Here is a 23,806-nt window from a genome sequence, read left to right on the forward strand (position 1 = left end):
GTCGGTTCCGGGTCTTCGTTCAGCCGATCGCTTCGGCGCTCCGCAGGGTCGCGATCGCGTCCCCGTCGAGACCGAGCTCGGCGGCGAGCACCTCGTTCGTATGCTCCCCGAGCGTGGGCGGGGGAACCATTTCGACGTCGTTCGCCGACATGCGCGGCGCCCAGCCGAAGAGGCGGACCTCGCCCTCGTCCGGGTGGGGCAGCGTCTTCACGAAGTCGCGCTCGACGAGATGCGGATCGGTGTACAGCTCCTGGGTGTCCATCGTCGCCGCGCAGGGCACCTCCGCCTCGCCGAGGATGCGCATGACGTCGTGCTTGCTCCGCTCGAGCGTCCACTTCTCGATCTCGTCGTGGAGCTCCGGTGTCCGCTCGAAGCGCTTCATGAAGTCGTCGAACCGCTCGTCGGTGATCAGGTCCGGCCGATCGATCGCCATGTAGAACCGGTCGATGTGCGTGTCCGTCACGGTCAGCACGAAGGCGTAGTCGTTCGGCCCGCCGCCCTTGCACGCATAGAGCCCCGACGGCGCGGCGCCGACCTGCGATCCGTTCCGCGGGACCGGATTCCGGCCCCAGTTCCCGGTGTTCGCGAGGTGCGTACGCATGTAGTAGGTGATCGCCTCGTGCATCGAGATCTCGATCCGCTGCCCCTCGCCGGTCCGCAGCTTCTGGACGTAGGCCGCCAGGATCGACATGCCGAGCTGCATCCCGGTTCCCGAGTCTCCGACCGTCACACCGGGCAGGGTCGGCGGGCCGTCCGGAGCGCCGGTCATCGAGAAGGTCCCCGCCGCGGCCTGGGCGCACATGTCGTAGGACAGATACTTCGCGTACGGGCCCTCGCTCCCGTATCCCTTGATCGAGGCGAAGATGACCGCGGGATGGACCGCCTTGAACTGGTCGTAACCGAGATCCATCCGTTCCATCACGCCCGGCGCGTAGTTCTCGATCACGACATCGAATCTGGGCACGAGGTCGAGGAGGACCTGTCGCCCCTCCGGCTTGCGGAGATTGAGCACGACGCTCCGCTTGTTCGCGTTCCAGTGCCAGAAGTAGGCCGAGGTCCCGGCGAGGTTGCGTCCGGGATCCCCGAAGCCCGGGGCCTCGACCTTCACGACGTCGGCACCCATCCAGGCGAGGGCCTGGGTACAGGAGGGACCCGCCTCGTACTGGCTCAGGTCCAGGATCCGCATTCCATCGAGTGCCGGCATGTCGTGCTCCCTCCGTCTTCCTGGCGTTGCCGGCGCGGACGAGGCTCGAATCAGGGGAATCCGCGTCCCTTGTCCGCGCGTCGGGCCCATTCTAGCCTCGGGATTCCCCCCGCGGAGACCGGTTCTGCCGGCCCGCCCCGATTCCCGCGCGCCCGGCCCGGCCAGCGCGCGAACGGAAGGAGAGCGCCCATGGCCACCATCGACGGCAATACCCTGATCGCCCGAAGCCTGAAGCGGCAGGGCGTCGAGCACATGTTCGGCATCGTCGGCTTCCCGGTCTTCGGGATCGCCGCCGCCGCCCAGCGCGAGGGCATCCAGTTCCTCGGCATGCGGAACGAACAGGCGGCGAGCTACGCCGCCGCCGCCGTCGGCTACTTCACCGGACGTCCGGGTGCCTGCCTGACGGTCTCCGGCCCGGGCGTGATCCACGGCCTCGCGGGCATGGCGAACGCGCAGGAGAACTGTTGGCCGATGATCCTGCTCGGCGGGGCCTCGAACTCCTACCAGGAAGGACGCGGCGCGTTCCAGGAAGCACCGCAGGTCGAGCTGGCCCGCCCCTACGGCAAGTACTCCGCGCGCCCGGACCAGCCCGAACGCATCCCCTTCTACTGCGAGCAGGCGGTCCGAACCGCGATCAACGGCCGACCCGGCGCCGTCTACCTCGACTTCCCGGACGACATGCTCTCCGCCCAGGTCGAAGAGGACGCGGTCTCGATTCCGGCGGGCTGCCCCGATCCGCCGCGGACCCTGGCCCCGACCGCCGACGTCGAACGCGCGATCGACGTGCTCCGTAACGCGGAGCGCCCGCTCGTGATCATCGGCAAGGGCGCCGCCTACTCCCGCGCCGAAGAGGAGGTGCGCCAGTTCATCGAGACGACGAAGCTGCCCTTCCTCACGTCGCCGATGGGCAAGGGCGTCGTCGACGACGAACACGAGCTTTCGGTGATGCCGGGTCGCGGCCTCGCCCTCGAGAACGCCGACGTCGTCGTTCTGCTCGGCGCGCGCCTCAACTGGATCATGCACTTCGGTCTGCCCCCGCGCTTCAACGAGAACGTGAAGACGATCCAGATCGACATCCACGGTGAGGAGATCGGTCGCAACGTTCCGGCCGAGGTCGGCCTCTGTGGCGACATCAAGGCCGTCGTTGGCCAGCTGAACACGGCCCTCGAAGCCGAGCCCTTCACCTACCCGAGCGACACGCCCTGGCGGAGCGCGCTGTCCGAGAAGGTCTCCGAGAACAAGACCTTCGTGCAGAACATGATGAACGACGACGCGGTCCCGATGGGGTACTACCGCGTCCTCCGCGAGATCCAGGACCAGGCGCCCCCCGGCACGATCATCCAGGCCGAGGGCGCGAACACGATGGACATCAGTCGTTCGGTGCTCATGCACAAGAATCCGCGCGAGCGGATCGACGCGGCGACCTTCGGGACGATGGGCGTGGGTCTCGCGCAGGCGATCGCGGCCCAGGTCGTCCACCCCGACCGCAAGGTGATCTGCGTCGAGGGCGACAGCGCCTTCGGCTTCTCCGGAATGGAGGTCGAGACGGCCTGCCGATATCGCCTGCCAATCGTCTTCGTGATCATCAACAACAACGGCATCGGCATGGGATTCGACCAGCTCCCGGAAGACCGCTTCCAGTCGCCGGCGATGGCCTACACGATCGAGGCCGGATACGAGAAGATGATCGAAGGCTTCGGCGGGAAGGGCTACTCGGTCCGCACGCCGGACGAGCTGTCGGCGTCGCTCAAGCAGGCGCTCGACGATTCGATGCCGTCGATCATCAACGTGCACATCGATCCGCAAGCCCGCGCCAAGCCGCAGAAGCACCCGTGGCTGACGGCCTGAGCCGGAGCCGCCCCATGCGAACCCGAATCCCCCTCCTGCTCCTCGCCTCCGCCTGGCTCTTCGCCTGCGCGGAGGCGGAGAGCCCGATCACGTCGATCGCACCGGAAGCCCTGCTCTCGGCGCCGCCCGCGGGCGCGCTGATCCTCGACGTCCGTCGCCCCGACGAGTACGCCACGAGCCACGTGCCAGGTGCGATCAACGTGCCGCACGACCAGGTCGAAGCGAGGATCGCCGAGCTCGGCGAGGACCGCGCTCGCACGATCGTCGTCTACTGCGAGAAAGGCCGGCGGGCCGGCCTGGCCGGTGACGTGCTGCTCGCGGCGGGCTTCTCCGACGTGCGACATCTCGAGGGCGACATGAGCGGCTGGCGCGAGGCGGGACGACCGACCGCGCAGCCTTGACCGGGATGATCCGCTCGCTGCCGGGCTTCTCCGTCGCGTCGCCCCGCCGACGGGATCGGGAGGGCGCCGGATCCCGGTGCCCGACGATCCTCGTCTCGATCGCCGCCCTCGCCGCCGCCCTCGTGGCGGTCGCATGCGTTCCACCGCCCTTCGACCTGCAGCGGCCCGCAGTCGATGAATGGAGCGGCGTCCAGGTCGCCGAGGGAACACGCGTCCGGGTCGTCACGCCCTTCGCGGACGAACGAACGCGCCCGCCCTGCCGACGCGACTCGGGCTTCTCGGCGAACATGGGCTCCCGCGCGCGGCCCCCGGCACGCATCCAGGTCGTCTGCTCCCGGGACATCGGGCGATGGCTCGCCGAGGACGTCGAGCGAGCGCTCGCGCGGGCGGGCTTCGCGGTCGTCGGCGAGGAGGTGTCCGGCGACGACGTGCTCGTCGTGCACGGCAACCTGCTGATGACCGAGATCGAGCCCCTCTGGCGGATTTTCTCGTCCCGCGTCGAGAGCGACTACCGCGTTCGCGTCGAGGTCCGTAGCGGCGCGGGGCTCGTCGCCCATCGCGACTTCCATCTGAAGTCCCAGGACACCCGGCTCTTCGCGATCGACTACGAAGGCGTCTTCGTCGAGACCCACCGGCGGACCGTCTCCGAGATCACCGAGGCCATCGCCGACCTCGCCAACGAACTCCGCGCGACCGGCGCGCTTCGCGGTGGCGGAGAAGATCGCGGCGCGCCGCACGCGTTCGCGGGACGCTCGACCGAGGGAGCGGCCCGATGACCCGTGTCCTTCTGATCCTCGTCAGCCTGACCCTTCTCGGCACCGGCTGCACGCGCAAGCACGTCGCGACGCCCGAAGAGGTCCGGCGGAACCACGACCGGGTCTGGACGATCGAATCCCTGCCCGCGTCGACGCCCACGCCGACCGAGGCGGACGAGCCCGACGAGATCCGCGACGGCTCCGACGCCTGACCGGCGGCTCAGGAGGCCGGGCGTGCGACCAGCTTCGCGGGCAGTCGCGTCGGACCGTTCGCCCAGAAGACCGGGACCTTCTCCCAGGTGAAGCCGGGCTCGAGCGAGATCGAGGAGAGCCGCTCGACCGCCACCTCGAGCACGATCCGACCCTCGAGGCGCGCCAGCGAGGCGCCGGGGCAGACGTGGGGCCCGCCGCCGAAGGCCGCGTGCCCCTTCGGCTTCGGCCGGTCGAGCCGGAACGCGGCGGGATCCTCGTAGAGCGACTCGTCCCGGTTGGCCGAAGCGACGCCGAAGAAGACGCGCTCGCCTTCGCGCATCGCATGGCCGCGAAAGACCGTGTCCCGCATGACCGTTCGCACGAGGTTGATGATCACGCTGTCGAGGCGGAGGCTCTCCTCGACGGCGTTGGGGATCCGCTCCGGGCGTTCGCGCAGGGTCTCGAGCAGCCCTTCGGTCGTCGCGAGGCGGTGCAGCAGGTTCGAGATCAGATGGCGCGTGGTCTCGTTGCCCGAGATCAGCAGGAAGACCAGCAGCGTGCGCAGCTCCACGTCGGACAGGCGATGTCCGTCGATCTCCGTCTGGAGGAGTCGCGTGGTGAAGTCCGGCGGCGGATCGGGATCCGCCTTCCGCTCGGCGATCATGGCGTCGACGTAGGCCGTGAACTCGGGGTGCGCGGCGGCGAGACCTTCCCCACGGTGATTGCGATTGAAGCGCGGGTAGTCCCCCTGGACGACCTCGTCGGACCACGCTCCCCAGAGCGCGTGGTCCTCCGGCGGAGCGCCCAGCAGAACGGCGATCACCGAAGTCGGGACCGGCATCACGATCTCCTGGACGAGCTCGACGAGCTCGCCGCCCTCGGACTTCGCGATCGCCTCGTCGAAGAGGCGGTGCGTGAGATCGCGGGTGAAGTCCTCGACGCGCCCCAGTCGGTGTGCGGCGACGGCGGAGTTCACGATCCGCCGGACCTGACCGTGTCGCGGCTCCGGGATCTCCGAGATCAACATCTCTTCCGGCGGCACGACGACGCCCGGCTCGCGCATGCTCGCCCGGAAGACGTCGACTTCCTTCGTGGCGGCGATCAGGTCGTCCTGGCAGGCGATGAACCAGGCCCCGTCCCGGGTCTTCGAGATCGGCTGCTCGCGGCGCAGGCGCGCGTAGACGTCGAAGGGGATCCGGGTTCCGGTGTCCATCGGATCCCAGTCGAAGTCGAGGAGGGGTTCGGTCGCCATCGTCGCGTCTCCCTTGGCCCGACCCACGAGATCGGGCCGCTCCATTCTACCCCCTCCGAAGCCGGCCGGGGCGGGCCCATCGCTGCCGCCAGTGAGTAGAATGAAACGCGGAACGAGACGCACGGCGAGCGAGGCTTCGCGTGCCACCAGGAGGAAGCATGGGCCGACTCGACGGAAAGACCGCGATCATCACGGGCAGCGCCCAGGGAACCGGCGAGGTCCTCGCCCACGTCTTCGCCGAGGAAGGCGCGAGCCTCGTCCTCGGGGACGTGCAGGACGAACGCGGCGAATCCGTCGCCCGGGAGCTCGGGGGGCCTGCTCGATTCGTCCATCTCGACGTCTCCGACCCGGGTGACTGGTCGAAGGCGGTCGACACCGCGGTGGACGCCTTCGGCGGCGTCGACGTCCTCGTGAACAACGCAGCGATCCTCCTGCTCAAACCCTTCGACGAGATCAGCCCCGACGAGTTCCTGCGCATCGTCCAGGTGAACCAGCTCGGGCCCTTCCTCGGGATGCAGGCCGTGTTCCCCGTCATGAAGGAGCACGATGGCGGATCGATCGTGAACATCGCCTCGACCGACGGCATCAAGGGCATGAACGGCGTCGCCGCCTACGCCTCGAGCAAGTGGGCGGTACGCGGCCTGACGAAGTCCGCGGCGATCGAGCTCGGCCGATACGCCATCCGCGTGAACGCGGTCTGTCCCGAAGCGGGGAACCCGAACATGAGCGCGCCCTTCTTCCCCGGGAGTCCGGACCTGACCGACGTACCCCACCAGATGATGCAGAAGATCCTGAAGGATCCGAAGCCGGTGGTGCCGGGCAGTCGCCTGCGCGACGTCGCGAACATGGCCCTCTTCCTGGCGTCCGACGAGAGCCGATCCTGTACCGGGGGCGATTTCGTCGTCGACGCGGGGCTCACGGTGGGCTGGTACCAGGAGGGCGTTCCCTCCGCCTGAGCCCGGGACACGCCGTTCCCGGGTCCCCGGTTCCGCTCGATCTGGAGCTTTCCGCCGAGGTTCCCTCGCGAGAAACTCCGATTCGCTCTCCGCGCGCCCGTAGGGGCAAAGGCCCCGGTCGGGGCCGGCCGATACGCGGGGGAGATGGCCAGGAAAACGAACTCCCTCTTCGACCAAACCCTCGATCGGTCGGTCTTCGTCGCGTTCTTCCTGGGCGCGGTCACCCCGCTCCTCGGCTTCGCGGTCGTGAGCGAACGGCTGATGCCCGCGCTCGAGAGTCGCGACGACCAGATTGCGCTCGCGAGCCTCGTCGTCACGACGGGCTTCCTCTCCCTCGGCGCCTTCCTCGCGCTCCGGCGGATCGTCGCCCGAACCCTCGCCGACATCACCGATCAGAATGACCGTCTCGAGTCGCTCCTCCTCGTCGCCCGCGAGCTGGCCGATGCTCCGCACGCACAGATCGTCGCGGAGACCGCCTCCGTCTGGGCCGCGCGCCTGACCGACGCCGACGCGAGCTGGATGGTCACGCGCGAAGACTGGGACAAGCCCTTCACGGTCCTCGCCAGCCGTGGGGGAGACGCGGAAGCATGGCTCGAGGCCTGCGGCGACGAGTGGCGGGAGCTGGCGAGTCGGCACGTCGAAGCCGAGACCCCGATCCGCATCGACGGCGAGGGCAGCGACGCACCTTCGGTCGTCCTCGTCCCCGTCGCCCTCGAGACCGAACCCGGCGCCCATCTCGTGGTCGCACGCCGCGAACGGGCCTTCTCGCCGAATGAAGTCGACGCCGTAGCCACCCTCGCCGCCCAGACGGGCGTCGCCTGGACGAGCGCGGATCGCGGCGACAGCCAACGCAACTTCTTCAGCCACATGACCGATCTCGTGGTCGCCGCCCTCGACACCCACGTCCAGTACCGGTCGGGCCACTCGTCCCGGGTCTCGGCCCTGGCGAATCGGGTCGGTCGGGCGATGGGCGTGGAGGACGACGCGCTGCACGACCTCCACTTCGCGGCGCTGCTCCACGACGTGGGCATGCTCCGCATTCCCCCCGCTCACCAACGCGATCCGAAGTTCTTTCGCAAGCACGCGACCGTCGGAGCCCGCATGCTCTCACGCATCCGCGTCTGGGAAGGCGCCGCGCCGATCGTCGGACAGCACCACGAGCGCCCGGACGGGACCGGCTACCCGGACGGATTGGTCGGGGACGACATCGTCCTCGGCGCGCGCATCCTCGCGGTGTGCGATGCCTGGGATGCGATGCGGACGGAGGACTACCACCGTCCGGCCATCTCGGAAGCCGAGGCCCTGGCCGAGCTCCGGGAGAACGTGGGCGGCCAGTTCGACGGTGACGTCGTCGCGGCCCTCGAGGCGCTCGTCCGCGAGGGCGGGCTCTAGGGGACCGCCGATCGGGCTATGCTGGTCGACCCCACGAGGTCGCCATGCACGTCACGCCCCTCGATGCACCCTTCGGTGCCCAGCTCCACCTCGAGACCGACGACGCGCTCGGTCCCGAAGAAGTCGACGTCCTGCGCCGCGCCTTCGCCGAGCACGGCTTTCTGCTCGTGCGCGAAGGCCCGATCGACGATGCGCGCCAGATCGAGCTCCTCGCCGCCCTCGGACGGGTCGAGCCGGACGAGAGCGGAGCGCCCATGCGCATGGAAGTCACGAACCAGCACGACGAGACGACGGCGCCCGAGGGCGAGCTCGTCTTCCACTGCGACTACGCGTACGACCCGGCGCCGATCCCGGTGATCTCCCTCTACGGCGCCACGATCGACGGGGACGTCACGCCGACCTGCTTCGCGAGCGGGGCGAGCGTGCTCGACCGCCTCGCGCCCGAGACCGTCGAGCGCCTGCGCGACCTGACCGCGGTCCACGCGTGCTTCCTCTATCGACACGACGCGCCGGACGCCCGCAGCGAGGAACCGGATCCGCTGATCCCGCGCGGAGAGCCGGGCTGGGGTCCCGCCCACTACTGGCACCACCACGCGGCGATCCTCGAGAATGCGTTCGGAGTCGAGACGCTCTTCGTCTGCCTCCAACACACGGATCGCTTCGAGGGCCTCCCGCGCACGGTCTCCGACGGTCTGCTCGAGGAGCTCTTCGCCGCGCTCTACGCCCCGGACGCGATCTACGAGCATCGCTGGCAGCCCCACGATCTCCTGATCTGGGACAACCTCACGATCCAGCACGCGCGGCCCGAACCGATCGACCGTCCACGCACGCTCCGCCGCTATCACGTGTCCGAGACGGACCTGACCGCGGACTACGTCCGCGTCGCCCGCGAGCAGGGGATCATGTAGCGGTCACCGGGCGCCTAGCCCTGGAGCGCGTCCGGGTGACGCTTCTCGAGGGCGCTCCGGACGCCGTCCTTCCAGTCGACCTTGCAGGGTCCGCCGAGCGCCTTCCGCCGCGTGTTGTCGAGGACCTTCATCCCCCAGGACGCGTCCGGTCCGGTCTCCATCTTCATCGTGAGCCCCGTCAGACTCTCGACGTAGGCGATGATCTCCTCGACGGCGACGACCTGATCGCCGCCGAGATTCACGATCGGCGCCGGCACGTCCGCCTTCAGGATCAGGTTCTGGACCTGCTCGGCGATGTCGTCCTCGTGGATCGGCGAGCAGTAGCTGTCCCCGCCCTCCGCCCGGGTGTACGTCATCCCGTTCTTCATGAACTCGTAGATGATCATCGGCACGCCGCCGTGCCCCCGCGATCCATACGCCACGTCGAGCCGCGTGATGATCGTCTTGAGGTTCAGGGCGCGAGCCTGGAACCGGACGACCGCCTCGCTCGCGAGCTTGCTCATCGCGTAGTGCGGCGAGTAGCTCGCGTAGCCGCCGAGCTCGTTGTCTTCGGTGATCGGCTCGCTGGAGCTCGCCGGAACCCGGTAGACCGACGAGGACGACATGTGCAGGAATGCCTTCACGTCCTTGTACCGCTGCATGAGGAAGCCCGAGCCCTCGGCGTTCTGGGCCATCCCGATCTCCGGCGTCTTGGGATCGACGTTCGCGCCGCAGTGGATCACGTAGTCGACGTCCGGCAGCCCCGCGAGGTCCGACTCGCCCATCGAGAAGAAGGCGGTCTTCACGCCGAGCGCTTCCAGCTCGTCCTTCGCCTGGGCATCCGAGAAGCGGGCGGCGGCCCAGACTTCGTTGTTCTCTGAGAGCTTCTCGGTCAGGGGGCGGGCGACCTGGCCGGTCGCTCCCGTGACGAGGATCCGCTGTCCGTCGAGCATGGTGGGGGACTCCTTTCGATTCCGACGAAGCCTACCCGACGTATACTCGAGCGCCCATGGCGCCCGCCGACCCGCTCCCCCTCGCCGACCTCCTCGTCCTCGACCTGACGATCGCACGCGCCGGCCCGACCGCCGTCCGCCAGCTCGCCGATTGGGGAGCGGACGTCGTCTTGATCGAACCGCCCGCACCGGAGGACACGAGCGCCGGGCGCCACGGCCCCGACTTCCTGAACCTCAACCGCAACAAGCGGAGTCTCTCCCTCGATCTCAAGCGCGAAGCGGGTCGCGCCCTCCTCCACCGGCTCGTCGCACGGGCGGACGTGCTGGTCGAGAACATGCGACCGAACGTGAAGGAGAAGCTCGGGTTCGACTGGGAGACGGTCTCCGCGATCAACCCGCGACTCGTGATGGGCTCGATCTCGGGCTTCGGTCAGGACGGCCCGTACGCCGAACGCGGCGGCGTCGACCAGATCGCCCAGGGCCTCGGCGGGCTGATGAGCGTGACGGGGCTGCCCGGACAGGGACCCGTGCGCGCAGGCGTCGCGATCTCCGACGTGACGGCGGGTCTCCAGCTCGCCGTCGGGATCCTGGTGGCGCTCCACGAGCGCGAACGAACGGGACGTGGACGCTACGTCCACACATCGCTGCTCGAGTCGATGATCGGGATGATGGACTTCCAGGCGGCCCGCTACACGGTCGCGAAGGACGTGCCGCCGCAGGCGGGGAACCACCATCCGACGATGGGACCGATGGGCATGTACGCCACCCGGGACGGCTACATGAACGTCGCCGCGCCCTGGGGTCGACTCTGGTCGGCGCTCTGCGACGTGATCGGACGCCCGGAGCTCGCCTCGGATCCCCGCTTCGCGCAGGCCGCCGATCGCGCCCGCAACCGCGACGCGCTCAACGAGGAGATCGATCGCGCGCTCGCGACGAAGACCACCCGGGAATGGGTCGACGCCATGAATGCCGTCGGGATCCCGTCGGGACCGGTGAACGACCTGGCGGAGACCTTCGCGGACCCACAGGTCCGCCATCTCGCCGTCGCGACCCCGGTCACGCACCCCGTCGTGGGCGAGATCGAGATCCTGCGCAACGCCACCCATCTCGAGGGGGTCTCGAGCGACATCCGGCGCCCGGCGCCCGAGCCCGGCGAGCACACGGAAGAGATCCTCCGACAGTTCGGCCTCGAGGACGCCGAGATCGCTCGCCTGCGCGAGGACGGCGTGGTCTAGCGCGAACGTCTAGCCCTTCTTCGGTCGCTCGCCGTAGTCGGCATGCGGCGCGTCACGCTCCTTGATCACCTGTCGGAAGCCCTTCTCCTCGAAGCTCTCGACCCAGCGGTAGGCCTCTTCCGTGTGGCGGGTCACGCCGTCGAAGAAGGTCCCGAGGAGCTGGCTCGTCCGGAGACCCATGTTCTCGAAGGCCTGATTGACGAGCAGCTTGTTCAGGGCGAGCTGGTTCGCCGGGATGTGCTCGAGCCGCCGCGCGTGCGCCTCGATCCGCTCCTCGATCTCGTCCCGCGGACAGACGTGGGAGACGAGCCCGATCCGGAGCGCGGTCGCCGCGTCGATCGCATCGCCGGAGAGCAGGAACTGCTTCGCGTGTTCGAGGCCCAGGCGATAGACCCACATCATCGTCGTGGGCGTGCCGTAGATCCGGGACGGCGCGTATCCGATGTGGGCGTCGTCGGCCATGTAGAGGAGGTCGCAACACAGGATCAGGTCGGTCGCGCCGCCGATCGCCCAGCCGTGAATCTGCCCGAGCACCGGCTTCGGCGACTCCCAGATCTTCATGAAGCGCCGGACGTTGTTTCCCATGAACTGGTAGTCGCGGACGGGATCCCAGGCCCCCGCCCGGCGTTCCGGCCCCGGCGCATCGAAGGGACTCGACCAGCCGTCCTCGATGTCCGCCCCTTCGCCCGGGTTCAGGTCGTAGCCCCCGGTCAGCGTCGGCCCCGCTCCGCGCAGTACGATCGAGCGAACGGGCTTCGACGCGTTCGCGCGATCGATCCCGTCCGCGACGCCCTGGATGATCCCTTCGGTCAGGGTGTTCATCTTCTCGGGCCGGTTCAGGGTCACGATCGCGACGCTCCCCTTCTCCTCGTAGAGCACGACGGGCTCACTCATGGCGGTCTCCTCCGGTGGGTTGGCACGGTCGAGCCAGTGTAGACTCGGGCCATGGACTCGTCGTCGAACCTACGTCCACTCCCCGAAGCCTTCGGGGTCGAGATCCTCGGCGCGAAGGCCGACCGCCTCGTCGAGCCCGACGCGGCGAAGGTCTGGCACGACGCCCTGGCCGAGCAACAGCTCCTCGTCTTCCGGGATCTCTCGCTCTCCGCCGACCAGCAGGTCGCGCTGGCCGCGACCCTGGGCGAGCCGCTCGTCGAGAACCCTTCCGGCCGGCTCTACCAGTTCGTCTCGAACACCCGCGAAGACGGCATCCTCGGAGACGAGCGCTTCGCCCACCACTCCGATCACGCGTTCATGGACGAGCCCATCGACGTGATCTCCCTCTACGGACTCGAGGTCCCGGAAGCCGGCTCGTCGACTCGCTTCGTGAACACGATCACCGCGGCGCGCGCGCTTCCCGACGCGCTCCGTTCACGAGTGGAGGGGCGACGCGCGCGACACACGATCGATCCGGACGGACGCCACGAAGACGTCGCGGTTCGCGGTCCTCGACGGCCCGACGACGCGATCGGCGCCTGGCATCCGATCCTCTGGCAGGGCTCCCGCAGCCCCGACCCGGCCCTCTACGTGAGCGAACAACAGACCGATCTCGTCGAGGGGCTCGAGGAGCCGGAGAGCGCCGCCTTGATCGAGGCGCTCTTCGAGCACCTCTATCGCGGCCCGTTCACCTACGTCCACGCCTGGCGGGAGGGCGACCTCGTCGTCTGGGACAACCGCGCGCTCCAGCACGCGCGGGACGCGGTCCCCGTCGGCACGAGTCGGAACCTCCGCAGGGTCTCCGTCGGCGGGACGTCGGTGTTCGAGTACTTCCGGAACGTCGTCGGATGGACCGGCGACGAATGAGCCCCGCGGCGCGCTAGGCGAGGTCGATCCAGGCCGTCTTCGTCTGCTGATAGCCGCGAAGACTCTCGAGCCCGGAATCGCGCCCGTAGCCCGAGTCCTTGAAGCCGCCGAAGGGCGCCGCCCAGTGGATCCGCCGGTAGGTATTCACCCAGACGGCGCCCGCCTGCACGTCGCGCACGAAGCGGTGCGCGCGCTTCAGGTCGCGCGTCCACACGCCGCAGGCGAGGCCGTAGTCCGTATCGTTCGCGATCGCGAGGGCCTCGTCGTCGTCCTCGAAGGGGATCGCGCACGTGACAGGACCGAAGATCTCCTCTCGACAGACGCGCATGTCGTTCGTCGCGCCCCGGAACAGGGTCGGCGAGACGAAATAGCCGCCTTCCAGCTCGGAGGCGTCGTCGCGCCCCTCGAAGTTCTCGGGTCCGAAGCGGCCCCCGAAAGCGAGCTCCGCGCCCTCCTTCTGGCCGAGCTCGATGTACGACTTCACCTTCTCGTACTGTCGGTCGAAGGCGATCGGGCCCATCGCGGTGGCGTGATCGAGGGCGTTGCCGAGTCGCACGTTCTCGGCGACGTGGGCCTCGATCCGGTCGATCAGCTCGTCGTAGATCGAGGCGTGGATCAGCAGCCGCGAGCCGGCGACGCAGGTCTGGCCGGCCCCGCCCGTGAACACCGAGTTCGTGCTCGCGCCCGGGACCGCGATCTCGAGATCCGCGTCCGCGAAGACGATGTTCGGCGACTTGCCGCCGAGCTCGAAGGCCAGCTGCTTGAGCGTCGGCGCGGCGCGCTCGCTGATCACGCGGGCAGTCTCCGTCGAGCCGGTCATCGCGATCTTGCGCACGTCCGGGTGGCGCACGAGGGCATCACCCACGACCTCCCCGCGCCCGGACACGACGTTCACGACGCCGGGCGGAAAGCCTGCCGCGTCGAAGCAGTCGGCGATCGTGAGGATCGAAGCGGCAGCCTGCTCCGCCGGCTTCAGCACGACCGTGTTCCCGGCGGCGAGGGCGGCGCCGACCTTCGCGGCGAGGATCGCGAGGGGGGAGTTCCAGGGGACGATGATCCCGACGACGCCGAGCGGCTCGTGGCGGACGAAGTTGTGGGAGAGCGGGCTGATCTCGACGGTCGAGCCGTGGATCTTGTCCGCCTGGCCGCCCCAGTAGTTCATCATCTCGACGACCGAGGGCAGGTCGCCCGGGATCGCCTCGCGAATCGGCTTGCCGTTGTCGCGACACTCGATCGTCGCGAGCTCTTCCGCGTGCTTCGCGATCTCCACGGCGGCCGCGCGAAGGAGCGCCGCTCGCTGCATCGCGGCCATGTCGTGCCACGGGCCTCCGAAGGCCGCCTTCGCCGCGGCGACCGCCGCGTCGACGTCGCTCGCGTCCCCGTCCGGAATCTCGATCCAGGGTTTGCCGACGGACGGATCGACGCTCGCCAGGTACGCGCCGCCAGCGGGGGCGACGCGCGTCCCCGCGATCCAGTGGTCGATCCGATCGCCCGAGAGCAGCGTCATCTCCCTGTCCTCCTTCCGCCCGTGCTCGCTCAGATCTCGAAGCCGTAGACCCGCGCCGCGTTGCCCGCCAGGACCGCGTGCTTGTCTTCTTCGGTCAGACCTCGCGTGAGCTTCGTGATGTGCTCCTTCGAGTCCGGCCAGAGCGTCACGCTGTGCGGATAGTCGGTCGAGTACATCGTCGACCGGGCGAGCCCCGGGGAGCCGCCGCGGATCAGGTCGTAACCCACGTGATCGTCGAGGCTCGTCGTGAAGACGTTCTCGCCGACGAAGCTCGAGGGCGCGCAGTCGATCGTCGCCGGCGCCCACGCCTTCTGGGTCTCCCACTCCTGGTCCATCGTCTGGAGCCAGAACGGAATCCATCCGAAGTTCACCTCTGCGGCGACGACCTTGAGCGTCGGATGCCGCTGGAAGATCCCCGCGAAGATCATGTACGTGAGGGGACGGACCGCACAGAAGAAGCGGCTCGCGATTCCCGGCACGCTCACGTTCTGCTCGACGAGCTCGTCCCAGTCCTGGTCCGGCGGCGCACCGCCGAAGGTCCGGTGGAACGAGAGCGGGATCCCGGCCTCGGCCGCGGCCTTCCACAGGGGCTCGTAGTAGCCGTCGTTGTAGGGGCGCTTCGGCATCCCGGGCAGGAAGCCCGCGCGCGATCCCTTGGCGACGCAGCGTTCGAGCTCGGCGATCGCGACGTCCATTCCATCGTCGACGGGCAGGAGACTGAAGCCGACGATCCGCTTCGGGTCCGCCGCGACGAACTCCTCCTGCATCCAGTCGTTGTAGGAGCGCATGCAGGCGATCCCCAGCTCCCGGTCCTCGGTCATGTAGGTGAAGATCGCCTGGTTCGGGTAGACCACGACGCCCCCGGTCACGCCGTCGAGCTCCATGTCGGCGAGATGGGCGGTGCCGTCGTAATTGCCCTTCAGGATCTCGTCCCAGGAGAGACCGTCGAGCTTGTAGTCGTCCTTCGAGCGACCGGCCATCGCCTCGATCCCGAAGGTGCGCTTCGGCGGCCCCCCGTCGAAGCTCCACCCGTGCCCTCCATCGGCGCCGGGCAGCATCTTCGGTGCGCGATCGCGCATCGAGGCCGGCACGCGGTCGAAGACGTGCGGCGGCTCGTTCACGTGGTTGTCGGCGGAGATGACGATCTGGCTCATCGAGGGGACCTCAGTGGCAACACGATCCTGCGACTCTAATCCGGGCGCCGAGTCGTTTCACCCTCTCGTCGAACGCCCTGTCCGATCGCCCACCGCACGTCCTAGACTCGACCCCTCCAGGAGGTACGCCATGCGCGCAGCGGTCATGTACGAGACCCATCGCCCCCTCGTCGTCGAGGACATCGACGTCGAGAGCCCTCGGGACGGCGAGGTCCTGGTCCGGATCGCGGCCTCGGGCGTCTGCCGCTCCGACCTCCACGCCCTCGAGGGCGAGAGCCCGGTCTCGCAACCACCGATGGTGCTCGGACACGAGGGCGCCGGCGTCGTCGAGGAGGTGGGGCCCGGCGTGAACGGACTCGCGAAGGGCGATGCCGTCGTGATCGCGCTCTACGGCCCCTGTGGCACCTGCAACGAGTGCCGCGCCGGGGACATCACCAACTGCTGGAGCGAGACGCGCACCCACAACATGTACGGGCGCATGCCCGACGGGACGACGCGCCTGTCGAAGGACGGGACGGCGATCGCGCCGATGTGCGGCTCGGGGTCCCTCGCCGAGTACGCGGTCGTGCGGGAAGCCCAGCTCGTGAAGATCGACCCCGGGATCCCCCTCGACCTCGCCTGCCTCGCGGGCTGTGGCGTGACGACCGGGATCGGGGCCGCGCTCAACATCGCCCGGGTCCTCCCCGGTTCGAGCGCCCTCGTGATCGGCTGCGGCGGCGTCGGCCTGAACGTGATCCAGGGAACCGCGATCGCCGGCGCCGCCCGGATCATCGCCTGCGACACCCAGCGATCGAAGCTCGACCTCGCCGCGGATCTCGGCGCGACGGACTGCCTGCTGATCGAGCCCGCCGAGGACATTCCGGAACGCGTGAAGACCCTCGTCCCTGCCGGTGTCGACTACGCCTTCGAAGTCGTCGGCCACACGCCGCTCGTGACCCAGGCCTTCGATTCGACGCGAACGGGCGGAACGACCGTCATGGTCGGCGCACCGCCGCCCGGCACGCAGGTCACGATCGACAGTCGCGTCCTCTTCTCCGACCGCAAGCTCCTCGGCTGCATGGGCGGCGGCAACATCCCCGCCCGCGACATCCCGCGCATCATGCGCCACTACCAGCAGGGCACGCTCGACCTCGAGAAGCTCGTCGAGACGCGGATCCCCCTCGCCGAGGTCAACGACGCGTTCGAGGCCCTGCGGCGCGGCGAGACCGTTCGAACCGTCGTCGAGCCCTGAAGAGGAAGCCCATGCCCGAGCGAAGCGGCGTCACGTACCGGAGCGCCGACGAGGACTACTTCGAACAGCGCGGCCTGCGGCGTTTCGCCGGCGTCTGGTCGCTCTGGGCACTCGGCGTCGGCGCCGTCATCTCGGGGGACTTCTTCGGCTGGAACTACGGCCTGCTCTCGGGAGGATTCGGCGGCCTGCTGATCGCGACGGGGATCGTCGCGGTCATGTACGTCGGACTCTGCTTCTCGATCGCCGAGCTCTCCCCGGCCCTCCCCCACACGGGCGGCGCCTACTCGTTCGGTCGGACCGCCTTCGGTCCCTGGGGCGGCTTCCTGACCGGCCTCGCCGAGAGCATCGAGTACGTCCTCACCCCCGCGGTCATCGTCGTCGGGATCGGCGGCTACGTGGGCACGATCCTCGACACGGGACTCGGCCTCGCCGTTCCCGCCCCGCTCCTCTGGGCGATCTTCTACGCGATCTTCGTCGGCGTGAACATCGCCGGCGTGGAGCTCACCTTCCGCGTCACCGTCGCGATCACGGCCCTCGCCCTCGCGGTCCTCGCGGTGTTCTGGATCGGCGCCCTGCCCCACTTCTCGTGGGAGGCCGCCCTCGCCGTCGAACCGTCGCCGGGCCACACGCGCTGGCTGCCGAACGGCTGGCAGGGCGTGACCGCCTGCCTGCCCTTCGCCGTCTGGTTCTATCTCGCGATCGAGCAGCTGCCGCTGGCCGCCGAGGAGAGCCACGACCCGAAGCGCGACATGCCGCGGGGACTCCTCTGGGGCCTCGCGACCCTGATCGTCGCGTCCCTGCTGACCCTCTTCCTGAACGCGGGCATCGCCCCGGGCGCCGCCGTCGTCGGCGCCTCGGAAGAGCCGCTCTTCCTCGCCTTCCGCACGATCTTCGGCCCGGGCGCAGGCGCGACGGGCCTCGCCCTGGCCGCGGTCGCTGGCCTCGTCGCGAGCTTCCACGCGATCATCTACGCGTACGGTCGCAACATCTACTCGCTCTCGCGCGCGGGCTACTTCCCGACCTGGATGTCGCGCACGCACCCGACCCGCAAGACGCCCCACGTCGCGCTCGTGGTCGGCGCGGTCTCGGGCTACGTGGTCGCGCTGCTGATCGAATACGGTCAGGCGTTCCTGGGCGACGTCCCCGTCGGCGGGGTGCTCCTCAACATGGCCGTCTTCGGGGCGGTGATCGCGTACCTGATGCAGATGGCGGCCTACCTGAAGATCAAGGGCCTCGAGGGGCTCGAGCGTCCGTACCTCAGCCCGCTGGGGCGCGCCGGAGCGATCGTCGCCGCCGCGATCGCTGCGCTGACCCTCGTGTTCCTCTTCGTGAACGAGGATTACCGGCCGGGGATCTACGGCGTGGCGGGCTGGTACGCGCTCTCGGTCGTCTACTTCGCCGTCTACGCCCGCCATCGCATGATCCTCTCGCCGGAAGAGGAGTTCGCGGAGCAGGCGGTCGGACGCTAGGCGCGCGACGCGCTCGCGCGACACAGTGCCGTGTTCGTCACGCATGCAGCGATCCGCCTCCACTTGTCGGCCGCGCGGTCTGCGCCATCGTTTCGGGATGAAGACGACTCCCCTCCTCGCCCTCCTTCTCCTCCTCTTCCCGAGCGTCGCGTCCGCGCAGGCCAGTCCGCCCGACGAGGCCGCCCGGCTCGGCGCCGGAATGGGGGCCTTCGTCGCGACCCTCGACGAGGACCAGCGTGACTCGGCGCTCTACGCCTGGGAGGACGACGAGCGATTCGACCTTCGGCTCGCGCCCCTCGGACTCGAAGGGCTTCGCATCGACGAGATGAGCGACGCCCAGTGGGGCGAGCTCGAAGCGCTCCTCGGTCGCGTCCTCTCGCCGGAAGGGATCGAGACGATGAACACGATCCGCAGCCTCGAGAACGAGGTCAAGGAGATGGAGGGCGGAATCTTCGGCTTCCTGATGGATCGCATCCGGCGGGTCGGCCGCTATTTCCTCGCCGTCTTCGGCGAGCCCGCCGCGGACGGGGTCTGGGGCTTCCGCTTCGACGGACACCATCTCTCGATGAACGTGACGGCCGTCCCCGGACGCCCGCTCTCCGCGACGCCGCTCTTCTTCGGCGGTCAGCCGCGGGAGGTCCCCGCTTCGATGGAACGGGCGGGGCTCCGCGTGCTCGATCTGGAGGAAGACCTCGCGGTCGCTTTCCTGAACGGCCTCTCCGACGCCGAACGGGGCAGGGCCCGGATCCCCTGGCAGGAGGGCAGCGCGATCAACCGCCCGATGTCGATCAGCGACGACGTCGACCTCGTCCTGCCGCCGGCGGCGGGACTCGCGCGCGACGCCGTCTCACCCGCATCCCGAGCTGCCTTCGACGCGCTCGTGGACGCGCTCCTGCGCCATTTCCAGCCCGGAATCGCGGCGCGCTATCGCGCGATGCTGCGCGGCGCGGACGGCCCCGTCACGATCCAGTACGCCTCCTTCGCCGACGACGACGCCGTCCCCGTCGAGGCGGGGCGAGCGCTCTACTACAGGATCCAGGGCGGAGGCCTCTCGATCGAGTTCGACGACACCGCCGAAGCCGCCGATCACATCCACCTCGTGTACCGCCACCCGGAGAACGACTTCGGTCGCGACCTCCTCGGGGAACACCTCGCGAGCCAGCACGCGCTCGCACCCCGCGCTCCCGCAGCCTACTCTCACCGCGACCCCTGAGTGGAGGGACCGGCATGCGAATCGTGCTCTTCTCCTGGCTGCTGACGATCCTCTTCTCGATGCGCTTTCTCGGCGAGTTCCTGGGCCACCGCGTCGAGGGCCGCCTCACGACCGCGGGCGAGCTCGCGATGGTCGGGCTGGTCGTGGGCTCCATCGGAATCAGCCTGGCCCTCACGATCCGCGCGATCGGCGCCTCCGGCTCCACACCGAACGGGGGTGAACCCGCCGCCCCGAGCCGCCGCCGGTTCCTGGGCGCGGCCGCGGCCTCCGTCGCCGGCGTGGGGGCGAGCCTGGCCGCCGCCGTCTGGCCCAACCGCAAGTGGGGCAGCGTCACGGTCAAGAACATCTTCGCCGTCCGACCGGAGTACCGATCCGAGGTCCGCCGCGACGAGTGGGTGGGCTCGAAGGTCCAGGGCTATCGGCGGCTGGGCCGCACGAACGCGATGGTCTCGGACATCTCGCTGGGCTCCGGGTCGAGCACCGGCGGTCGCCAGACCGTCGAGGTGACGCGCGAGGCGATCGAGCGCGGGATCAACTACTTCGACACCGCCCCCGACTACGCCGAGACCGGCTCCGAGCGACGCTTCGGCGAGGCCATGAAGGGCTACCGCGACCGGATGTTCGTCGCGACCAAGTTCTGTCTGCCGACGGGGCACCTCGGTCCCGGCACCCCCGTCGAGGGCTACATGCGTGCGGTCGAAGGGAGCCTCGAACGGCTCCAGACCGACTACGTCGACCTCGTCCACGTCCATTCCTGCGACAGCGTCGAGCGGCTGATGGACCCGAACGTCCACGAGGCCTTCGACCGCCTGAAGGAACAGGGCAAGGTCCGCTTCCTCGGCGTGTCGACCCATACGCCGAACCTCGAAACCGTCGCCGACGCCGCCATCGACAGCGACCGCTTCGACGTGATGATGCTCGCCTATCACTTCGGCGCCTGGCCGCGGCTCGCGGACATCGTCGACCGGGCCGCCGCGAAGGACATCGGCATCGTCGCGATGAAGACGCTCCGCGGGTCGATGCACCATTTCCTCGACTGGACGCCGGACGAGCGCGACTCCTTCACCCAGGCTTCGTTCAAGTGGGTCCTCTCGAACCCGAGCGTGGCCTGCCTCGTGATCTCGCTCTGGGAGACCGGGCAGCTCGACGAGTTCCTCTACGCGTCGGGTCAGAGCCTGCGTCCCGGCGACACCGACGTCCTCGAACGCTACTCGGCACTCACGACCGAGAGCCACTGCCGCCCCCACTGCGGCATCTGCCTCGACACCTGCCCGGAGGGCCTCCCGATCCACGACGTGCTCCGACACCGCATGTACTTCGAGCACTTCGGCGCCCAGAAGGAAGGCATGCGACTCTACGGGGCCCTCGAGCGGAACGCGTCGGTCTGTGCGAGCTGCTCGGCGCCGTGCACGAACGCCTGCCCCGACGGTGTCGACATCCCCGGCCGGATGCGCGGCGCCCACGACCTGCTCTCGTCGACTTGATCCGTTTCTCGTAGCGCCCCACGCCGATGTCCGACTCCTTCGATGGAAAGCTCCTGTCTCGAATCGATCAGCTGAGGGGAGGCGTCCGCCTCGGGCTCCGGACCGCGCGGGCCTTCGGGCGCGTGATCGAGGACGAGATCGGAGATCGGCTCGGAAACGCGCTCCCGGCGACGCGGGAGGGGGTCGCGCGGCGCAGCGTGATGGACGACCTGCTCCAGAACCACACACCGGAAGGGCAGATGCCGATGCCGCGGCTCCGGAGCGTGAAGCTCCCCGGAGTCGACTTCGAGAGCAGCAACTGCGTGAACTTCCTGGTCGAGCTCGAGTTCGAGGGACGACGCGACGATCTCCCCGGGACCGCCTACGTGAAGATCCCCTGCGAAGAGACCTGGCCGCGCGTCTTCGCGAATACCCTCGGATACTGGTCCCTCGAGTGTCTCTTCTGCTCCCGGATCGCCCAGCACATCCCGATCCGGATCCCGAAGGTCTACGCCGTCGCCGAGCGCGGCTCCCGCTTCGTCCTCGTGATGGAGAACCTGCACGAGAGCCCGGGCGTCCAGATGTTCATCAACCGGGACATGGCAGCGGGGACCACCCCCGAACGCGCCGCCCGCGTCCTCGAGACCTTCGCCGAGCTGCACGCCCACTTCTGGGGCTGGGGGCGGACCCAGCGGGAGTCCCTGCTGCCGCGGGAGTTCGACACCTACCGCTCGCGACGCTCGAAGCGCGTGACGCCGATGCTCAACTACGCGGCCCTCGAACCGGCCCACCAGGCGGCGCCCGACCTCGTGACCGAGCGCCTCGTCGAGACGTGCAGGATCGCCGTCGATCGATGGGACGCGATCCTCGACGCATGGTTCCACGGACCCATGACGCTCTGCCATGGCGACAGCCACCTCGGCAACTGCTTCGAGTACGAGGAGGACGGGCGGACGCGGGTCGGCATGATCGATTTCCAGGCGGTGCAGTGGAGCAAGGGCATGCGCGACGTGCAGTACTTCCTGATCAACTCCCTCGAGCCGGACGTCCTCGCGGAGAACGAAGAGACCCTGATCCGAGGCTACTGCGACGCCCTCGCGACCCGCGGTGTCGACCTGCCCTACGCGGATGCCTTCGAGCAGTACCGAGCCTTCTCCTACCAGACCCTGATGGTCGGCGTCGTCCCGCTCGGACTCGCCGGACTCACCGAGCGGAACGAAACCGTGCTCGCGGTGACGCGACGCTCCGCCGCCGCGGTCGAGCGGCTCGGCTTCCGGGAGTGGGTCGAGCAGCTCTAGCGCCGGGACCCGCGACTACTCGCCGAGCCAGTCCCGGAAGACTTCGGCATCGTGCGCGCCGACCTCGGGGCCCACGTGCCGATGGCGCCCCGGTGTGTCCGACAGCTGCGGCGCCGGCGCGACGAATCGGAGCGGACCCATCCGCGGATCCTCGAGCGTCGTGACGCTCGATCTCGCGCGCACGTGGGGATCCTCGAGGATCGCGTCGAGGTCGTTCACCGGGGCGACCGGAATCCGGATCCCGTGGAACGCCTCGAGGGCTTCGTCGCGGGACCGCTCCGCGATCCAGGCCGCGACGTGACCGTCGAGCTCGTCCGCCGCCGCGAGTCGCGCTTCGCTCGTCCCGAAGCGTTCGCGGTCCGCCGGACCGTCGCGCCCCAGGAGCGTGAGGATCCGGGCCACCTGCGCGTCGGTCGTCCCCGAGAGCGCGAGATAGTCGCCGTCCCGCGCCCGGTAGAGGTTGCGCGGCACGCCGCCGGCGACCCGACTGCCCATGCGCGCGGGCGGAGGGCCTTGGCCGTCCCAGGTGACGAGCGGGAGCGCGAGCAGCTGCAGGATCGGCTCGACCATCGTCACGTCGACGTGCTGTCCCCGACCGGTCCCGCCCGGTCGGTCCCGGGCGTAGAGCGCCATCATCGTGCCGATCACGCCGGACAGCCCCGAGAGCGTGTCTCCGAGCGGCAGCGACGGCACCATCGGCGGCCCCTCGGCTTCCCCGTTCAGGTGCGCGAAGCCGGAGAAGGCCTCCGCCAGGGTCCCGGCCCCCGCGCGATCCGCGTAGGGCCCCGTCCGTCCGTAGCAGGAGATGCTCGTCACCACGAGCCGGGGATGGCGCGCCGACAGCGTCGCGTAGTCGCAACCCCAGCGCGTGAGCAGCTTCGTCGTCAGGTTCTCGACCAGGACGTCGGCTTCCGCCAGGAGGCGCTCGAAGCGCGCGCGATCCGCCGCGTCGTCGAGATCGAGGGCGATGCTGCGCTTGTTCCGCGCGACCAGCGCCCACTGCGGCGACGCTCCGTCCCTCGACACGCCGATCCGGCGGATCGGATCGCCCCCCGGTGGCTCGACCTTGACCACGTCCGCCCCGAAATCCGCGAGGGTGGCGGCGATCTGCGGGGCCGCGAAGAGATTCGTCAGATCGAGGACACGGACCCCCGACAGGGCCTGGGCTTCCGGCATGCGGCGACACTACCACCGGCGGGAGCCGGACGCCGGGTCGCGAGGACCGGCACGACTTCCTTACACTCGGCGCTTCGATTCGAACGCTCGAAGCAGGAGACCCGATATGTCCCGCATCACGATCCTCGACCCCACCGCCCCGCCGCCCGACGTCGACGCCGACCCCGGCCCGACCCTGGGCGCCACGGCGTCCACCCGGTTCGGCATCCGCTACGACCTCACCTGGCGCTCCTTCGACTGGGTGCGCGACGAGTGGGCGTCGATGCTCGCCGACGAAGGCGGCGTCGTGACACAATGGTGTGCCGGCGACCGAACCGGGGAAGCCGCCGAAGCGACCCTCGGCGACCTGCGCGGCTTCGTCACGGATCGGGAGGTGCTGATCAGCGGCCTCGGAAATTGAGGGAGCTGTACCTCCTGGAC

Annotated in this window: 22 protein-coding genes; 15 read left to right on the top strand and 7 right to left on the bottom strand. The window is 69.3% G+C overall.

Features of this window, described 5'->3' with window-relative positions:
• Positions 1-19: 19 nt before the first annotated feature.
• Entirely contained in the window at positions 20-1,204 is a 1,185-nt protein-coding gene (locus tag NXI30_00285) for a CoA transferase (GenBank protein ID MCR9092627.1), read from the bottom strand.
• Positions 1,205-1,393: 189 nt separating this feature from the next.
• Between NXI30_00285 and oxc the strand changes: the two genes are divergently transcribed.
• From oxc to NXI30_00305, 4 genes are read left to right on the top strand one after another with little or no spacing between them, the layout of a single operon-like run.
• The gene (gene oxc / locus NXI30_00290; protein MCR9092628.1) at positions 1,394-3,052 is read left to right on the top strand and encodes an oxalyl-CoA decarboxylase; all 1,659 of its coding nucleotides are present in this window, start codon (positions 1,394-1,396) and stop codon (positions 3,050-3,052) included.
• 14 nt (positions 3,053-3,066) lie between these two features.
• Complete coding sequence (locus NXI30_00295) at positions 3,067-3,453, top strand: rhodanese-like domain-containing protein (GenBank protein MCR9092629.1); 387 nt, start codon at positions 3,067-3,069, stop codon at positions 3,451-3,453.
• A gap of 5 nt (positions 3,454-3,458) precedes the next feature.
• Positions 3,459-4,229, top strand: a complete 771-nt coding sequence (locus tag NXI30_00300; GenBank protein MCR9092630.1) for a hypothetical protein — start codon at positions 3,459-3,461, stop codon at positions 4,227-4,229.
• Positions 4,226-4,420: a hypothetical protein gene (locus NXI30_00305; GenBank protein ID MCR9092631.1), complete on the top strand. Its 195-nt coding sequence runs from the start codon at positions 4,226-4,228 to the stop codon at positions 4,418-4,420. The genes NXI30_00300 and NXI30_00305 overlap by 4 nt, the downstream gene beginning before the upstream one ends.
• 8 nt (positions 4,421-4,428) lie before the next feature.
• Here the strand turns inward: NXI30_00305 and NXI30_00310 are convergent, their stop codons facing one another.
• On the bottom strand, positions 4,429-5,652 hold the full coding sequence (locus NXI30_00310; GenBank protein ID MCR9092632.1) for a cytochrome P450: 1,224 nt from the start codon (positions 5,650-5,652) through the stop codon (positions 4,429-4,431).
• A gap of 158 nt (positions 5,653-5,810) precedes the next feature.
• Here NXI30_00310 and NXI30_00315 point away from each other — a divergent pair, with 158 nt between their 5' ends.
• The 3 genes from NXI30_00315 to NXI30_00325 all read left to right on the top strand — a co-directional run bounded on the left by NXI30_00315 (position 5,811) and on the right by NXI30_00325 (position 8,908).
• Positions 5,811-6,608, top strand: a complete 798-nt coding sequence (locus tag NXI30_00315; GenBank protein ID MCR9092633.1) for an SDR family oxidoreductase — start codon at positions 5,811-5,813, stop codon at positions 6,606-6,608.
• Between the two features lie 144 nt (positions 6,609-6,752).
• The gene (locus tag NXI30_00320; protein MCR9092634.1) at positions 6,753-8,000 is read left to right on the top strand and encodes an HD domain-containing protein; all 1,248 of its coding nucleotides are present in this window, start codon (positions 6,753-6,755) and stop codon (positions 7,998-8,000) included.
• A gap of 44 nt (positions 8,001-8,044) precedes the next feature.
• Positions 8,045-8,908: a TauD/TfdA family dioxygenase gene (locus NXI30_00325; GenBank protein ID MCR9092635.1), complete on the top strand. Its 864-nt coding sequence runs from the start codon at positions 8,045-8,047 to the stop codon at positions 8,906-8,908.
• Between the two features lie 14 nt (positions 8,909-8,922).
• Here NXI30_00325 and NXI30_00330 read toward each other — a convergent pair whose 3' ends face one another.
• Positions 8,923-9,840, bottom strand: a complete 918-nt coding sequence (locus tag NXI30_00330) for an NAD(P)-dependent oxidoreductase (protein ID MCR9092636.1) — start codon at positions 9,838-9,840, stop codon at positions 8,923-8,925.
• A gap of 56 nt (positions 9,841-9,896) precedes the next feature.
• Here NXI30_00330 and NXI30_00335 point away from each other — a divergent pair, with 56 nt between their 5' ends.
• On the top strand, positions 9,897-11,075 hold the full coding sequence (locus NXI30_00335) for a CoA transferase (GenBank protein MCR9092637.1): 1,179 nt from the start codon (positions 9,897-9,899) through the stop codon (positions 11,073-11,075).
• 9 nt (positions 11,076-11,084) lie between these two features.
• On the opposite strand, the gene NXI30_00340 is transcribed toward NXI30_00335, so the two are convergent.
• Positions 11,085-11,969, bottom strand: coding sequence for a crotonase/enoyl-CoA hydratase family protein (locus tag NXI30_00340; GenBank protein ID MCR9092638.1), 885 nt, complete (start codon positions 11,967-11,969; stop codon positions 11,085-11,087).
• 51 nt (positions 11,970-12,020) lie between these two features.
• On the opposite strand from NXI30_00340, the gene NXI30_00345 reads away from it, so the two are divergent.
• Positions 12,021-12,875 carry a TauD/TfdA family dioxygenase gene (locus NXI30_00345; protein MCR9092639.1) on the top strand — a complete coding sequence of 285 codons (855 nt, stop codon included), beginning with the start codon at positions 12,021-12,023 and terminating at the stop codon, positions 12,873-12,875.
• A 13-nt stretch (positions 12,876-12,888) separates the two neighbouring features.
• Here NXI30_00345 and NXI30_00350 read toward each other — a convergent pair whose 3' ends face one another.
• Together NXI30_00350 and NXI30_00355 are read right to left on the bottom strand one after the other, a co-directional pair.
• Positions 12,889-14,382 carry an aldehyde dehydrogenase family protein gene (locus NXI30_00350; protein ID MCR9092640.1) on the bottom strand — a complete coding sequence of 498 codons (1,494 nt, stop codon included), beginning with the start codon at positions 14,380-14,382 and terminating at the stop codon, positions 12,889-12,891.
• A gap of 29 nt (positions 14,383-14,411) precedes the next feature.
• Entirely contained in the window at positions 14,412-15,536 is a 1,125-nt protein-coding gene (locus NXI30_00355) for an amidohydrolase (GenBank protein MCR9092641.1), read from the bottom strand.
• Between the two features lie 130 nt (positions 15,537-15,666).
• Between NXI30_00355 and NXI30_00360 the strand changes: the two genes are divergently transcribed.
• The 5 genes from NXI30_00360 to NXI30_00380 all read left to right on the top strand — a co-directional run bounded on the left by NXI30_00360 (position 15,667) and on the right by NXI30_00380 (position 22,210).
• Positions 15,667-16,767: a Zn-dependent alcohol dehydrogenase gene (locus tag NXI30_00360; GenBank protein MCR9092642.1), complete on the top strand. Its 1,101-nt coding sequence runs from the start codon at positions 15,667-15,669 to the stop codon at positions 16,765-16,767.
• A gap of 11 nt (positions 16,768-16,778) precedes the next feature.
• Entirely contained in the window at positions 16,779-18,236 is a 1,458-nt protein-coding gene (locus NXI30_00365; protein MCR9092643.1) for an amino acid permease, read from the top strand.
• Positions 18,237-18,333: 97 nt separating this feature from the next.
• The gene (locus NXI30_00370) at positions 18,334-19,449 is read left to right on the top strand and encodes a DUF3500 domain-containing protein (protein MCR9092644.1); all 1,116 of its coding nucleotides are present in this window, start codon (positions 18,334-18,336) and stop codon (positions 19,447-19,449) included.
• A 14-nt stretch (positions 19,450-19,463) separates the two neighbouring features.
• Entirely contained in the window at positions 19,464-20,933 is a 1,470-nt protein-coding gene (locus NXI30_00375) for an aldo/keto reductase (GenBank protein MCR9092645.1), read from the top strand.
• 26 nt (positions 20,934-20,959) lie between these two features.
• Positions 20,960-22,210, top strand: a complete 1,251-nt coding sequence (locus NXI30_00380; protein MCR9092646.1) for an ecdysteroid 22-kinase family protein — start codon at positions 20,960-20,962, stop codon at positions 22,208-22,210.
• 15 nt (positions 22,211-22,225) lie between these two features.
• On the opposite strand, the gene NXI30_00385 is transcribed toward NXI30_00380, so the two are convergent.
• Positions 22,226-23,386, bottom strand: coding sequence for a CoA transferase (locus NXI30_00385; protein ID MCR9092647.1), 1,161 nt, complete (start codon positions 23,384-23,386; stop codon positions 22,226-22,228).
• Between the two features lie 106 nt (positions 23,387-23,492).
• On the opposite strand from NXI30_00385, the gene NXI30_00390 reads away from it, so the two are divergent.
• Positions 23,493-23,786 (top strand): hypothetical protein, encoded by a 294-nt coding sequence (locus NXI30_00390; GenBank protein MCR9092648.1) that lies wholly within the window; start codon positions 23,493-23,495, stop codon positions 23,784-23,786.
• Positions 23,787-23,806: the final 20 nt, after the last annotated feature.

The sequence above is a fragment of the bacterium genome, from assembly GCA_024742285.1.
Lineage (GTDB): Bacteria > Myxococcota_A > UBA9160 > UBA9160 > UBA4427 > UBA4427.

Coding starts and splice junctions, on each gene's coding strand:
- NXI30_00285 (MCR9092627.1), bottom strand. CDS start 1,204: ATGCCGGCACTCGATGGAATGCGGATCCTGGACCTGAGCCAGTACGAG.
- oxc (MCR9092628.1), top strand. CDS start 1,394: ATGGCCACCATCGACGGCAATACCCTGATCGCCCGAAGCCTGAAGCGG.
- NXI30_00295 (MCR9092629.1), top strand. CDS start 3,067: ATGCGAACCCGAATCCCCCTCCTGCTCCTCGCCTCCGCCTGGCTCTTC.
- NXI30_00300 (MCR9092630.1), top strand. CDS start 3,459: ATGATCCGCTCGCTGCCGGGCTTCTCCGTCGCGTCGCCCCGCCGACGG.
- NXI30_00305 (MCR9092631.1), top strand. CDS start 4,226: ATGACCCGTGTCCTTCTGATCCTCGTCAGCCTGACCCTTCTCGGCACC.
- NXI30_00310 (MCR9092632.1), bottom strand. CDS start 5,652: ATGGCGACCGAACCCCTCCTCGACTTCGACTGGGATCCGATGGACACC.
- NXI30_00315 (MCR9092633.1), top strand. CDS start 5,811: ATGGGCCGACTCGACGGAAAGACCGCGATCATCACGGGCAGCGCCCAG.
- NXI30_00320 (MCR9092634.1), top strand. CDS start 6,753: ATGGCCAGGAAAACGAACTCCCTCTTCGACCAAACCCTCGATCGGTCG.
- NXI30_00325 (MCR9092635.1), top strand. CDS start 8,045: ATGCACGTCACGCCCCTCGATGCACCCTTCGGTGCCCAGCTCCACCTC.
- NXI30_00330 (MCR9092636.1), bottom strand. CDS start 9,840: ATGCTCGACGGACAGCGGATCCTCGTCACGGGAGCGACCGGCCAGGTC.
- NXI30_00335 (MCR9092637.1), top strand. CDS start 9,897: ATGGCGCCCGCCGACCCGCTCCCCCTCGCCGACCTCCTCGTCCTCGAC.
- NXI30_00340 (MCR9092638.1), bottom strand. CDS start 11,969: ATGAGTGAGCCCGTCGTGCTCTACGAGGAGAAGGGGAGCGTCGCGATC.
- NXI30_00345 (MCR9092639.1), top strand. CDS start 12,021: ATGGACTCGTCGTCGAACCTACGTCCACTCCCCGAAGCCTTCGGGGTC.
- NXI30_00350 (MCR9092640.1), bottom strand. CDS start 14,382: ATGACGCTGCTCTCGGGCGATCGGATCGACCACTGGATCGCGGGGACG.
- NXI30_00355 (MCR9092641.1), bottom strand. CDS start 15,536: ATGAGCCAGATCGTCATCTCCGCCGACAACCACGTGAACGAGCCGCCG.
- NXI30_00360 (MCR9092642.1), top strand. CDS start 15,667: ATGCGCGCAGCGGTCATGTACGAGACCCATCGCCCCCTCGTCGTCGAG.
- NXI30_00365 (MCR9092643.1), top strand. CDS start 16,779: ATGCCCGAGCGAAGCGGCGTCACGTACCGGAGCGCCGACGAGGACTAC.
- NXI30_00370 (MCR9092644.1), top strand. CDS start 18,334: ATGAAGACGACTCCCCTCCTCGCCCTCCTTCTCCTCCTCTTCCCGAGC.
- NXI30_00375 (MCR9092645.1), top strand. CDS start 19,464: ATGCGAATCGTGCTCTTCTCCTGGCTGCTGACGATCCTCTTCTCGATG.
- NXI30_00380 (MCR9092646.1), top strand. CDS start 20,960: ATGTCCGACTCCTTCGATGGAAAGCTCCTGTCTCGAATCGATCAGCTG.
- NXI30_00385 (MCR9092647.1), bottom strand. CDS start 23,386: ATGCCGGAAGCCCAGGCCCTGTCGGGGGTCCGTGTCCTCGATCTGACG.
- NXI30_00390 (MCR9092648.1), top strand. CDS start 23,493: ATGTCCCGCATCACGATCCTCGACCCCACCGCCCCGCCGCCCGACGTC.